Source organism: Streptomyces sp. 3330, from assembly GCF_031456635.1.
Taxonomy (GTDB): domain Bacteria; phylum Actinomycetota; class Actinomycetes; order Streptomycetales; family Streptomycetaceae; genus Streptomyces.
In genome coordinates, this window is sequence record NZ_JAVDVA010000056.1 from 1 (window position 1) to 12,823 (window position 12,823).

Here is a 12,823-nt window from a genome sequence, read left to right on the forward strand (position 1 = left end):
CTACGACAAACGGGCCTACACCTACCTCGGCACAGTCACCCTCGCAGCACTCATCATCTGGCTCCGCACATGATCCGAGAAACAGCGCCTAGTACTCCAGCAGCGGTTCGCTATCTGGCCTGGTCAGAGGCATCGTCGGGAGGGCAGTCAGCGGAGGCGGTAGCGCACCGCGTCGATCATCTGACGGTGAGAATAGCTCTCCGGCCAGCCGCCCCGGGCCGCCGACACCGCCAGCACATCCCGCACCTCTGCCCCCTCGGCATCGCTCATGTCCGAGCCATACCGGGGTCGCCGCTATGGCCGGCCGGTCGCTCGGCCGCGTTCCCGAACACGATGGGCGAGACAATTGCGCCCTGGGCGACGGACTGGGCTGCGGCCAGGCACTGTTTGCCCGCTTGCCGCACTGTCAGCACCGCGAAACGTGAGGTCATCGCGCCTTTGCTGTCTTGCCCCCAGGTCACCTCGGTGAACCGCTTGGCACCCGCCTCCGCTGCGGGACACAGACGGCTCGCAGTGGAGTGCGGGCAGGAAAGGGTGGGCGGCCCGAGTCCGTCACAAGCAGGCTCGTGCGGCTCCAACACCCTCCCAGTGAGGGGCTTCCTCCCCGGTCAGGGCCAGGACGTTATAGAGCCCTCGCTCCCCGTGACCGAATCGGAACGGGTGCTGAAGCCGCAACAGGATCTTCCACCTTGGCAAGATGCCGAAATTTACCTGCTGGGCCCTCTCATCGCCCTTGGGCTTTGCGTCTTCTGCCAAGCAGATGGCACATCCGACGGGGTCGCTCCTACTGTGTTTGTCGGCCTTGAAGATTGCTGCAGGATGCCCAGGATTGCCCCAGTCCTATAATTCGGCAAAGCGTTATATCCGTCCGATTCGGCAGAAGTCACCCTCTCAGCGATTTCTTCTCTAGCTACATCGGCAGCTTGAGATGTCGCACTAACGGGACGGTCGGAATGCAGTATTTCACCTGGCGTTGGGGGGATGAATTGCGGCTGAAACCCGTCCCGCGAAGCGTTCGCAACAACGATTCTGAGGTTGTTCCGCCACATGTTTATCTGTTGCCCATTCCTGCTCGCAATGGCATGGGAAAGGCGAATAGTAGCTGTTGTGATGGGAAGCTCATCTCTCTGAAGGGTTGCGAGTTTGGAAAGCACGTCATCGGGTGAGTGCGAATGGTGGAATCTGCCAACATGTGCTCGTATCTGCCTGGCCCATGATGGATCCATCGAAGTGCGCCTCAAGTTCGCACGGAGGTTCTCCACATTCAACTGATCGATGCGCGACGCAACAAACCCGTCTATGCCAAATTTCCCCAACTTTTCACTTATTTGATAGAGGTCAAAGAAGTCGCCAGGCTGTAGGGCTTCAGATCTATTGGAGCAGCTCTCTATCTTGATTCGGACAGCGTCCTCGAAAGATATAACTCGACTGTCGGCAGGACCGTCTACATACAAGGGCGGTTCGAATTGAAGTTTTGGACTACGGGTAAAAGTCAGGGCATCACTTGGGTAGCCAAATTGCTCCATTCGTCCGCGCGTAACCCTCAGTGCATTACCGGCACCAAAAGACCCATCGTCGATCTTGGAGCCCGAGTAGTAGAAGCAAACCCGTTCGCTATCCGAAGCATCTCGTAGTTCGTGGACTCCGAGTGCGAAGTCTCCGCCGATTATAAGGTCGTCCCGGTTCATGGTCACGAGAACAATGCCAATGATTCGCTGTTGATCTTCGAATGAAAGATGCATAATTTACCTTGCCTTACGGAAAGTTAAGGTGTGACTCCTGGCGAAAATTGACTGATTCTGTTGCGAGGACAGCTGTACATCGCCCAGAACCCTGCCCTGCTACGAACGGTCATGAGCCCAGCCGGGTTCAATCTTTCTGGTCGCAGCAGTGGGCCTGCCCAGTAGGTGCGCGATGACGGGTGGTCAGGCGCTCGCCGGGGGCTGCGGTCGATTTGCGGGTGTTCGCTAACCGTTTGTTCACGGGCACTCGACCGTGCGTCTTCAGCTGAGGGAACGCCTCGATCCGGATGAACCGCGTCTGCTCCGTCGCCCGGACGTCCCCTTCCGGGCGATGTCGGATGACACCGCCCGCCACTCGGTCAACCACGCCCAGGTCGAGCGGGACCGCCAGGCCCGCGAGCACTTCGAGGATCCCAGCCCCGTCGCGCCGGTAGTGAGAAACATCGACCGGTCGGTGGAGTTCTTCGATGTGGTCACCGAATGCCACTCGTTGCCGCGGCCAGTCGGGGCGTTCCCGGCATGCGCGACCAGCAGCTCGGCAAGGACGACGCGTCATCGTGCACGAGAACGTCGCCCCGGTCCGCGTGACCCTGAACTCGGTCGAGACAGCGGTCGACACCGGCGAGGTGAACGTCGACAGCGAGCTCACCAGATTCCTGCAAGGAGAGTAACCGTGCCCGTGCCTTGCGCTTCCGAACGCAAATCGCCGGCCCAGCGACACGCCGACAGCGCCCTGCACCAAACCGTCGGCTGCATCATGAACGACACAGGCATGGTCCATCTGCCTGCCGTGCACCGCTGGCCAGGGCCCCGTTGCGACGGATGCGGCGCCACCATGCCATCACAGTCGTGCCCGTCCCACCTCAACCAGGAGGCCGACCACTCACGCGGCCGCGCGGCACCCAGCCCGACCATAGTGGTGGGCGCGGTGCTCCAGATCCCGCGCCGACCACGTGGCAGTGCCGCCGCCCCCTGGCCTGGTTCATTGCCTGCCGGCCGGGCGGCACCCCTCACTGGGGCACTGCAGTCCCGCCGCCCCCGGGCAGTCAGATATTCAAGGGCTGCGCTGGCACCAGTGACTCCGGTTTGTGAGCAACTCTGCAACCAGTCACACCAGCGCTTCGACCGGCCCCTTCAGCAGCAGAGGCTCCATGCAGGATGAGTGCTTTCCTGATCAGTAGTTGCGTGCGCTCAGTCAACGTCCCAGGCCGCTGGGCTGTCCTCCCTGTCCGTGGCCGCTGTGGTGGGACTGCTGGTGGTGCAAGCCAGCCGCCGGACCGCCGAGTCCCCGCAGGTCCTCGTTCCTCCACTGCTGCAGTTGGTGAAGGCTGATCGGGTCCTTCCAGGTAGGAGGTGGGGCAGTGCACATCTCCTTGAAAGCAGCGAAAGAGCCCGTCAGCACAGAGGTCCCCGAACTGGTCCGGACAGCCAGCAGCCGGTGGGCGATCGAGGAATGCGCCCCAGCCGCAAAGAACGAATGGGGCTTGGACCAGTACGAGGTCCGACGTACCGGCACATCACACTCGCCATATGAACCACGCCTTCCTCGCGGACATGTCCGCCACCGCAACGACGGCAAGGGGCCGCAGAAACGGTTCCGGTGCCCTTGCACCGGCCAAGCGGGCTCCGGTTCGCCGACCGCACCCGAGCCAAGCACGCCGCTGTCCACGCGCTGTTTGCCGCTGGCCATAGCCGACGCTCGGTCCAGCGACAGCTGGGCATGACCTACCGCACCGTCCAACGGCTGGCCGACGTCACGAGGCCGGAAGACCTGCCGGACTTCTTCCAAGGCGAGGGATGAGGTGCGAGATCGAAGGGCTCTGGTGACCCGCTCGCCCGGCACGGCCCGGGCAACGATTCCGGTATCGACGGCACCGGTCCCGCTCAAGAGGCGCAGCCATGGCGACCCGCTCTCGGACGGTGCCGGAGCAGGAACCTTCTCCGGCACCGACTCGGTGGCGGGAGACGCCCTGCTCGACCGCTTCGCCGAGGTTGCGCCGCAGGTGGAACCCGTCGGCGACCTGGACCGCGGTGGGTGCCCCGATCCTAGCCCCCTCGGCGAAGAAGGGGGGGGCACGTTCGCGACCGACGACCTCGATCCCCGGGTGCTCGGCCAGCCAGGCCGCGAGCGTGCGGCGGCGCACCATCCGGCAGACAAATCCCGGAAGAGACCGACAGCCAGGCCGCCTCCTGCGCAAGGGATCGCGAGGCGGTAGGTCTCCGGGCTTCGACGAGAAGCGGTACAAGAAGCGCAACACCGTCGAACGGGCCGTCAATCGGCTGAAGAGCTCGCAGGCCGTCGCGACCCGCTATGACAAGCGCGGCTACGTATTCCTTGGAACGGTCACCGCCGCTGCCCTGGTCATCTGGCTGCGGTCATGAATCGACGTGCTGGTCTTCCGTCCCGGACGCAACTGGCTCGTTGTCGAGCGGCCAGCGATAGCCGGCGCCATGCAGCTTCAATACCGAAGGCGACCTCGACTGGATCGTCGCGGTCAACTGCACCATCGTGCGAGGCCACCAGCATGCCACTGTGGCCCGCCAAAGTGGCCTGCCCAGCGAGCCAGCCGATCGGATCAGCCTGCAGTCGGCGGGAGCTTTCGATAAGCGGGCTCGGGCTGAGGAACGGAAGTGGAGCCAATTTCTTCGAGTTTTTCTACTTGCATTTGTGCCCAGTGACGCAACCGCGATCCGAGCGCTTCGGCTACGCGCAGGGCGCCCTTCGCGGAAGAAATAGCGAGTGGGTCAATCCGTAGACTGGCCAGGTAACTGTCCAGAGCGCAATCCGAATTGCCCGTAATCTCATGGCAGTGCCCTACCATGAAGTTGATCAAAGCAGCACCGGGTGGAGCAAGACGCGCTGCCTCGAGGTACGCCTCCAGGGCGTTTTCTCCCTCACCTCTTTCCAGGTGGACTTCTCCGCAGTTCACCCAGACCCGGGCATCAAATGGATCAGCGTTTCTGTGGTTCACTGCACGCTCCAGAGCCAAATCGAGGTCGCCATTCCAAAGCGACTCCTTGATGAGGCTTTCCCGAACTGGCCATGCGATCTCTTTGGCGTACGCCAGCTGTATGGAATCCCCATAAAATGCGTCTTCCGCATATTTTCTGGCGAGCTCCATCTCTGCTCGCGTACCGGTGCTGTCCTGTCTCATCTGAGGAATAAACGCATGGACCCGATGGAATCGACTCTTCGCCATCAGGTAGTCTTGACGGGATAGTTCGCTTGAGATTTTTTCGATCTCTACGCCATGCATTTCTTGCCAAAACTCGGCGGCCTGCATATCTCCTTTGTGTTTTACGCTCTGGACGACCTTCTGGTAGATCGCCGCCAACTTCCACAACCCGGGTGGGGCAGTGACAGCTATGGCTTCGAACTCGTCTATGCGATATCCGACGTCCTCATTCTCATTTTGCAGGCGATAGCGCGCATAGGCACTCAGCCAGGCCACTCCTGCGCTGGAATCGTCGGACGGTTCGAGAATTCGGTCATGTGACGTTAGATTTATCGTGCATTTGAACAGCCCCAGTCGATTGAGAACGCGAAGTGTTTTCACCTTCTGCTTGACATCCAAATCAGCAAACCCTTCGACGTTATCAACAAGTATTTGCCAATCAGGGGTTCGCAGTTCGAAGTCAAGCTGGCGCGGATCAGTCAGTGTGTACTCATGGAATCCAGTAACTTGAATCAGCTCCTCCCGAAAGGAGGCGTTCATGGTCTGCCACAGCATCGGGAGATCTGTCGATGCCGTCAGGTTTCTCCGATCCATGTCGAGCGGCACCGTATACGCAGGCGAATCATCACATGGCAATCCAAGATCGAAAAACGGCCTACTCAGGCTACCTGGCAGGGTCAGACTGATATCGCGCATCGCACCTATTCCAAAATATCGGATGTAATCGATTTTCGGGACTACCCCTGTTGGAGCTTACAGAAAAGCGACTGCCGGGGTGCTTTGTTAGCACGCTCCGGCAGCCGCTCGTCAGGCCCTACTTGAATTTTTTGTACACGCCGCCACAAGAGTGGCAACGAATACGGCGACACCAGGACACGTGTCCACCCTTTACACCAAAGTGGTCAGAGGGCGCTTCGGGTTGAAGGTCTGGAAGAGATTATTCGTGTTGCGCTTCATGAATTCTCCATGGCCATTACATATCGTCCGAAGTGAAGGAAAGCCCCCGGCACAACGAGCGCCTCCTTCAGTGCTTGACGCCAGTTATAGCGCATCGCGTACATGGCAAAGATAGAATATCAGCGCCATTTGGCGCGCCTGCCGAGATAGGACAATCTCTCGCAATTCCCATATCGTTGCTGGTCAGGTACCTGTTTGACTCGGCAGGGATCTGACGGCCTGTCGAGGGGGTAAGCCCGGGAAGGCGCTGGCGTTCAGGGGAGTCCCGTCGGCTCTCTGCCCACCGGCCGGCCGATTGCTGCCGACTGCCTTCCGTGAGGACCGCCAGGGAAGCACAGCGTGCGCATGCAGTGCATCGGCGGCCCGCCAGTCGCTGCGGACCTCGGCCGTCGGGTCGGGAGCAATGCCCGCCCGCCGTGTCGCTCGCAGCCACGGCGTCGCCGACACCTTGAAAGCGGATCCGGGTGGGCTGGGGAAGAGGTGTCGACGGTATGGGTCCGACGGCCCAATGCGGCCGCACACAAAAGCCGTCCGCCGGCCAGAACCGCCATCCGCCGTAGATAGGCGCGCCCGGGAAACAGGCCATGACCGCCTCACGGGCTGGCAGCCGGTGTCCGAGCTCTGATGTGGCCTCGCGGCGTCCCCAGACAGCGGGGCGGGTCACACGCGTGTCCTGCGCCGCCGTCCGGGGGCTGTCAACTCATCGAGGTGTCAAACGCGTTCAGAGCGTCCGCCAGGTGGGGGCGGAAGAGCAGGCACCTACGGCTTCGGCCTGGTCGGGCATCTGGACGCCGGAGACCTTCGAGGTCAGCGGGGGGGGCTGCGCCTCTTGAGCGGGACCGGTGCCGTCGATACCGGAATCGTTGCCCGGGCCGTGCCGGGCGAGCGGGTCACCAGAGCCCTTCGATCTCGCACCTCATCCAGGACCGAGGCGCGCGAACGGTTTGCCCACGGTTCGCATCGCTCCGGCTGCCTCCCAGGCGAGAGGGAGGGGACGTACACCGTGGAGCTCCCCAACTGAACTCAGCGGCTGACGCGAAGTGTCCGCAAGTAGGCAGCGGGCGTGGTTCCGTAGATCTGCTTGAATTGCCGAATGAAGTGACTTGAGTCCGAAAAGTGCCACTTCGCGGCGAGGTCGGATATGTTGGCCGGCGCGCTGCCGTTGATGATGTCCATTTGAGCCTCCTCGATGCGCCGTCTTCTAACGTAGCTCATCACCGATTCGTCAGCCGCGGCAAAGGAACGGTGAAGCGTTCTCACCGACACATCCAAGATGTTCGCAATCACCGCAGGATCAAGATCCGCTTTCTCGAGGTTTTCATCTACAATTTTCTTGGCCGCCGCCACGAGGACATGCGCGCGTCCGCCAATACCGTGGGCCGCGTTTGCAGAAATCAGACCGCACAGAAGGCTGATTGTTGCCTCCTCCATCGCCGCTTCCCCCGATGGGGACAGAGACGAAGGGGCGTGATGGTTCAACATTTCGAGATACGAAATCAAAAGTCTCGCTTCGGGGGTTGAAGTCGCGACCATTACAGGATCCTTAGGTGTCCGCGACGAAATCATGCGGGTGCGCGGAATAACCAACCACCGACAATCTGCGCCTGGCCCGTACCAGAACCGCCATTTCCTGCGAGTGTCGCGGACGCACATGTAGCCCGGCTCAACGGTTATGGAGTTATGCGCATCCTCAAATTTAACCCACCCCGAAAGGACTATGTGAACCACTATTGGATCCCCGTCGTCTCCCCTCCCGGAAATTCCAGTGACTGCGTCAGATCGATGCCTGGCATATACGATATTCTGCAACCTGTAACCGTGCGCATCGAATCGGAACTCACGCCATGCATACTGTGACGGCAGAGCTAGATCCGTCACATGCGTAAAAATCCTGGAATTCCAATTCTTGACCATATCCTGCATTTCCGGGCCAGAGCGGGGCGGAATTCGAACGGATGCCAGAAGGTCCGAGCGGCGAGAGACGACGGAATCGACGGCACCATCTGCGCACGGGCGGTGCACTGCAAAGTTCTCCGACACGAGTCCTTCTTCCTGGTGGCTATCACGTGACTGCTGCTGACGCGCCGGTGATCTGTCTGTTGACAGGTGTGATCACGGTGTCCGCGCCATCCTCTAAAAGCCTGTTAGCCGGGCTGAGCCGCGTCGTTACGGCCTGCCAGTCCGGCGTTGCGGCATGCGAGCGCGAATCTGATGTGCAGGGAACAGCTACAGCGGGGGCCTGCCGCTGCCGGGGTCTTCTAATCGTCGATATCGGCGGCACACACTTCACATTGAGGCAGCCAGTGACGCGGTCCCAGGTTCCCGAAGCTGGCCGCAGACCGGACTGTCGATCAGGGACGGTTCGGGGTGACACCACCGCACCTCAGGCCCAGGAAGAATCCCCTTCATCGGTACGACAATTCCTCGAACGCCGACGTGAGGACCCGACTCGTCCGGCCGTAACCTCAGCGAACACGACACCGCCCAGGACTACGGTTACCGGCTTTGGTCCCGGTAGGTCGGTGGAATATATACGCGTAGATCACCGATGCGGTGCGCTTGCCAAGAGCGGGCGTAGGCCGGTGGCCTCGCTCCCGGCGCGACTATGACAGCAACGTGTGTCCATGCAGTGGCCCTCACGATTTCGCCCGGTGTGCTGTTCGCGTTGTGTCCGGAAGTCGCGGCAGAGGTGCAGCCGGCGTAGAAAGCGACAGGGAGGGCCTGATAGCCGGTCAGCATGCAGGGAGGGCGCACGCTCAGCTGGTGCAACTGGTCCGCCGTTCGGCCCCATTCCCGGTGGGCTGCTGTGGTGCGCTGGACGGTTCTTTCGAGTATCACGTACTGCACCACCAGGTGTCCCGAGAGAGCGATACCCAGCAGCACCGTCACCACCGGCCGCCATCCCCGGCTCACTGTGCCCGGCAGCCGTATGAGCGCGTCCGCGACGGGTATCGCGAGCAGCGCGTAGGCAGGCAGGAGAAAGCGGGGTGCGGCATATCCGATCATGAGCAGGTACGGAAGGCTGGCCGTCGCGGCACAAGCGAGCATGAGCGAGGTACTTGCCGCGCGTCCGAGTCTGATCGCAGTGACCAGCCCCAGTGCGGCGAGGAAGGGGAGGAGAAGCCACCAGGCTGTCACCTCCAGACCTGGTATCTGCCCGGTGCAGGGGCGGCAGAGGGTGCGCCCGCCCAGGCTGCGCAGTTGGTCGCCCACGGCGATGTTCCATCCCAGACCGCCCTGGATCCGGGATGCCTCGGACAGGCGGTTTGCCAGACCGCCGTAGGCGAGGTACGCCTCCACGACCCATTGGGACGCACCCGACAGCAGACCACCGGCGAGTGCGACGAACAGCCACGGCCGGCGCCACGTTCGCACGATCGCCATCAGCGCGAACAGCGGAAGGCTGCACCAAACCGCGTCGGTCGGCCGCATCCACGCCATCAGCGCTCCGCTTGCCGCCAAACCCCACAGCGCGGTGCGGTCGACGACGGCGGATCGTGTACGCGCGAAGTAGCCCGCCCCGGCCAGGGCGCCGATCGCGACCCAGTAGTTGGGCATCGCCTGAGGACCGTAGAACAAGGTCACCCAGAGCGTACTGAAGAGTGCCGCACCCAGAGTCAGCACCTTGATCGGGAACATGTTCCGCCAGGCGCGAAACGCCAGGAAGAGGCCGGTTCCCGACAGAACTGCCAGGTAGGCACGCAATACCGAGGTCGAGGATGACCACGACGTGACAGGCGCGACAAGGAGAGAGATGCCTCGGGCGCGCGGTGCGCTGAAGAATGCCGGCGGAGCGTGGGAGCTGACCTGGCTGACGTACACGGTCTCGTCCCACCCGAGCCCCATCCCCGTTTTCACGAGGCCGAGTTGGGCCAGTGTGAACATGGCTGCCGTCATCATGAGCGGAAGGGTGCCGGGAAGCCAGCTCGCAGCGCGGATAGGCATCATGGGACCGGGACGCCTGGTCGCGCTGGTCGTATCTCTGCCCAGGGTCGTGTCCGTCAAGGTCGGGCCTCTCGTCAGTGGTGCTCGGCCCTGTCGACGTCGTCGGCTGAGATCCACCTTGAGCAGAACGCCGTAGAGCCCCTCTGCACGGCAGACGGGTGTGGGCGGCGCAGAGTTCAACCGAATTCCGCACTGAGCTTGCGAACCACTGCAGCCCCAGGGCTCCGGCGGCTCCGGCGAAGTACGTCAGGCGGTTCGGCCTGCATCGGCAGCCGCGGAACATTCGCCACGCTTTCGGGTGGGAATGGCATCCTGGCGCTCAGACGCGGACCGATCCGGCGACAACTCGGGCAGCTGTCCGTCCAGATCTGCGGGCCACGCGCGTTCATAGCTCGCTGGGGCCCCAGGCAACTGGTCTGGCCACACGCGCCGGGTGTGGCCAGACCAGACAGAAGTCGGCGGCGCCCCAACCGTCGCTGGCGGACTCGTGATCCGAACCAAGCCAGCGGGGCATGGCGTTCACGGGGCCCGGTGCCGCCTTAGGACTGACCCGGATCACAGTACTGATCTACCGGCCGACGACGTGCATGATGACCCACTTCACCAGTGCATGGGACAGCAGAGCAGGTAGCCGGCGATCCCTTTCGGGCTGTGTGGTTGAGACGCCAGACCCCTTGATCGCCAACCCGAGATCTTGCCTGCCAAACTTCGGGGACCGTCACCTGATGGGCGGCCGACTCCAGGAAGCTCAGCCGAACTGCACCAGGTGACTGATTCGCTGAGCCACTCGTTGGCACTTGTTCAGGAAGCGCTGAAAAGGCTGACTATCCCAGCCCCGCCGAGGTACCGCGAGTCGGTCGATGAGGAACCGCCACCACTGGTAGCGGCGACTCGACGTGTCGTGGTCCCATTTCAAGATCATCTGCGGGCGCTTGGTTCAGCCGGGACTGAGCAACTTCCAGAGCGTGTCCTGCATGGGCTGCGTGCTCGCCAAAATATGCACCCACAGCAATCAATGCACGGCCCGCCCACAAGACCGAATTTTTCTGTTTTTCATCAGTTACATAAGGAGATACCGCTAGGAGCAGTGCCCCTACTGCGTTGAATGCCGAACTAGTTGCTGGGGCCACATTTCCAGACTGCACAGATTTCACCACAGCCGGGATGGACGCCAGAGCAGTAGCGGCAGCACCAGTGACCGTGAATGCCGGATTGTTGTTCGCTGCTTGAGAACCAGCGGTAATTCCGGCGAGAATGGAAGTCGCCGTCGTCATAGCTCCATCGCCGCTAAAACGCGCGTTCTTGTGAGCCAGAATGTGTTCGAGTGCCCACTTCGATGATCCTGTCTTAGGCACTGCCACTGGCACCGGATCTGGCATCGAGCTGGCACCCCTATAAGAAGCTGGGTGATAGACTGCATAAGTGCCATTCCTCTTCAAAGGAGGGCGTTGGCTGGGAGCACCTGTGCGGCCGGCAGTCGGATTGAATGAGGCGGCAAAGGAAACCTCAGGGCCAGTCTCAGCGCGCGAAGGAACGTCGGACACGGTTTACATCCTTACTCAGTAGGTGCGGGAGGCTTCCTTCAGCACTACGCGTCACCGCAGGGGAAGGTTCAGTGAACCTCGTTCGTTTTGTACCCCAAGTGTGAAGTGGACGAGGTCACCCCCGGCGTGGCTTCCAGGGGCGCTGCCGCCGTGCTTGGTGTCGACAGGGCGGACCCGCCCGAGTCGGTGGTACGGGAGAGCGAACGCCATGGCACTGATGCTGCACGTGCCGAAGCCAATCACCGGGATGGCGGTGCCGTTCGCTGATCCGGAAGAGCAGGTCCAGCAGCCGGGAACCGTGGTTGACCGATTACGGGCAACCTCCCCACCACACGGGAGAAGTCGAGCCCGCGCATGGGCCGGACGCTCGGCGCGTCCTGTCCTGAGCCACATGAGCGTTCTTATTGGTGACTTATGAGCAAGATACGCTCGGGACCAGATCGAACAACGCCTCAGCCCACGTACAAAGCACCGCGGCGAAACATAAGGTGAGGATATGTGGAAATTCACCGCCACTGCGACTGCTGGGCCCCAGGGATCATATCTCACGACTACTGCACTCTGGCGGCCGAGGGATGCCGGCGTCACAGGTTGGCATAGGGCCCGCTTGGTTCGAATCAGCTCCAGCTGACCGGTCGATCTTATCGCCGCCGAACTGGCCACCCCCTGTTCCCGTCACAAGCGGTGAGCATCAGCGCGAACCCCTGCGCCCGGCCGTCGACGGACTGTGTGCCGTTCATACTCATGGCAGTGGGTGTCGTAGGGGCCCTGAATAGATAGCTGCTATGCAAAATCAGCTTGGGCCGCAAAGGTCTTCCTCAAGTGGACTGGACACGGGGTCCAGATTATGTAACATAAGGCTATGGCTCAGAAGATCGTAACGGTGTACACAGACGACCTGACCGGCACGGAATCCGAAGAGGTACAGACCCACTCTTTTTCTCTGGATGGGGTCCGTTACGAGATCGACCTCGTTTCGGAGAACTATGACAAATTGTTCGAAGCGCTCGAACCCTTCATCAAGAAGGGACGTAAGCTCGGTCGATCCACAGGAGCAGGTCGCACGCCCAAGCCTTCCGGGGACGGCCCCAGCGCAGAGGAACTGCGAACCTGGGCTCGGTCACAAAGCCTTCCGGTGAACGACCGCGGCCGTGTCCCCGCAAGCATTCGCGAGGCCTACCGACAGGCTCATTGAGCTCTTCAGCGGTGCCGCTCCAGGGTGAGGACGGCTGCGGCGATTGACGACATTCGATTCGGGCTGTACCGGGCCCTGCGGAAGATCCGCCAAGACTTCAGTCGCGCCACACCGCGTTGCACCGGAGCCCGCGCCGCGGAGAGCGCGCGGTTGACGGTTCGCCGGGTGAGTGTGAGGTCATGGCCGGGTGGACGTCTGATGGGTGTGGTCACCCATGGGCCGGCGCCCAGGTAGGCGCGGTCGGCGAGCACGGGAACGCCCTGG

At 61.9% G+C, this 12,823-nt stretch carries 9 protein-coding genes and 1 pseudogene; 3 read left to right on the forward strand and 7 right to left on the reverse strand.

All coding sequences use genetic code 11. The features are described 5' to 3' along the window. Nucleotides 1-147: 147 nt before the first annotated feature. On the reverse strand, nucleotides 148-270 hold the full coding sequence (locus J2X68_RS39720) for a hypothetical protein (protein WP_310437485.1): 123 nt from the start codon (nucleotides 268-270) through the stop codon (nucleotides 148-150). A 1,803-nt stretch (nucleotides 271-2,073) separates the two neighbouring features. Here J2X68_RS39720 and J2X68_RS40430 point away from each other — a divergent pair. After that, a pseudogene (locus J2X68_RS40430) lies at nucleotides 2,074-2,181 on the forward strand (DUF6192 family protein); the annotation flags it as partial. A gap of 118 nt (nucleotides 2,182-2,299) precedes the next feature. Continuing rightward, complete coding sequence (locus J2X68_RS40435) at nucleotides 2,300-2,413, forward strand: DUF6192 family protein (RefSeq protein WP_399041952.1); 114 nt, start codon at nucleotides 2,300-2,302, stop codon at nucleotides 2,411-2,413. A gap of 1,705 nt (nucleotides 2,414-4,118) precedes the next feature. Here J2X68_RS40435 and J2X68_RS39740 read toward each other — a convergent pair. The 5 genes from J2X68_RS39740 to J2X68_RS39760 all read right to left on the reverse strand — a co-directional run bounded on the left by J2X68_RS39740 (nucleotide 4,119) and on the right by J2X68_RS39760 (nucleotide 11,094). Beyond that, a complete protein-coding gene (locus tag J2X68_RS39740; protein ID WP_310437492.1) occupies nucleotides 4,119-4,241 on the reverse strand; it encodes a hypothetical protein in 123 nt (40 codons plus the stop codon). A gap of 77 nt (nucleotides 4,242-4,318) precedes the next feature. Next, nucleotides 4,319-5,614, reverse strand: a complete 1,296-nt coding sequence (locus tag J2X68_RS39745) for a hypothetical protein (RefSeq protein ID WP_310437486.1) — start codon at nucleotides 5,612-5,614, stop codon at nucleotides 4,319-4,321. A 1,284-nt stretch (nucleotides 5,615-6,898) separates the two neighbouring features. Then, nucleotides 6,899-7,798, reverse strand: coding sequence for a helix-turn-helix domain-containing protein (locus J2X68_RS39750; RefSeq protein WP_310437491.1), 900 nt, complete (start codon nucleotides 7,796-7,798; stop codon nucleotides 6,899-6,901). 573 nt (nucleotides 7,799-8,371) lie between these two features. Beyond that, nucleotides 8,372-9,823, reverse strand: a complete 1,452-nt coding sequence (locus tag J2X68_RS39755) for a hypothetical protein (RefSeq protein ID WP_399041954.1) — start codon at nucleotides 9,821-9,823, stop codon at nucleotides 8,372-8,374. An 821-nt stretch (nucleotides 9,824-10,644) separates the two neighbouring features. Beyond that, nucleotides 10,645-11,094 carry a hypothetical protein gene (locus tag J2X68_RS39760; protein WP_310437488.1) on the reverse strand — a complete coding sequence of 150 codons (450 nt, stop codon included), beginning with the start codon at nucleotides 11,092-11,094 and terminating at the stop codon, nucleotides 10,645-10,647. Nucleotides 11,095-12,226: 1,132 nt separating this feature from the next. Between J2X68_RS39760 and J2X68_RS39765 the strand changes: the two genes are divergently transcribed. Continuing rightward, complete coding sequence (locus J2X68_RS39765) at nucleotides 12,227-12,559, forward strand: Lsr2 family protein (RefSeq protein ID WP_310437489.1); 333 nt, start codon at nucleotides 12,227-12,229, stop codon at nucleotides 12,557-12,559. A 5-nt stretch (nucleotides 12,560-12,564) separates the two neighbouring features. Here J2X68_RS39765 and J2X68_RS39770 read toward each other — a convergent pair. Continuing rightward, nucleotides 12,565-12,823: transposase family protein (locus J2X68_RS39770; RefSeq protein WP_310437490.1), on the reverse strand; the 259-nt coding region annotated here is incomplete at its 5' end.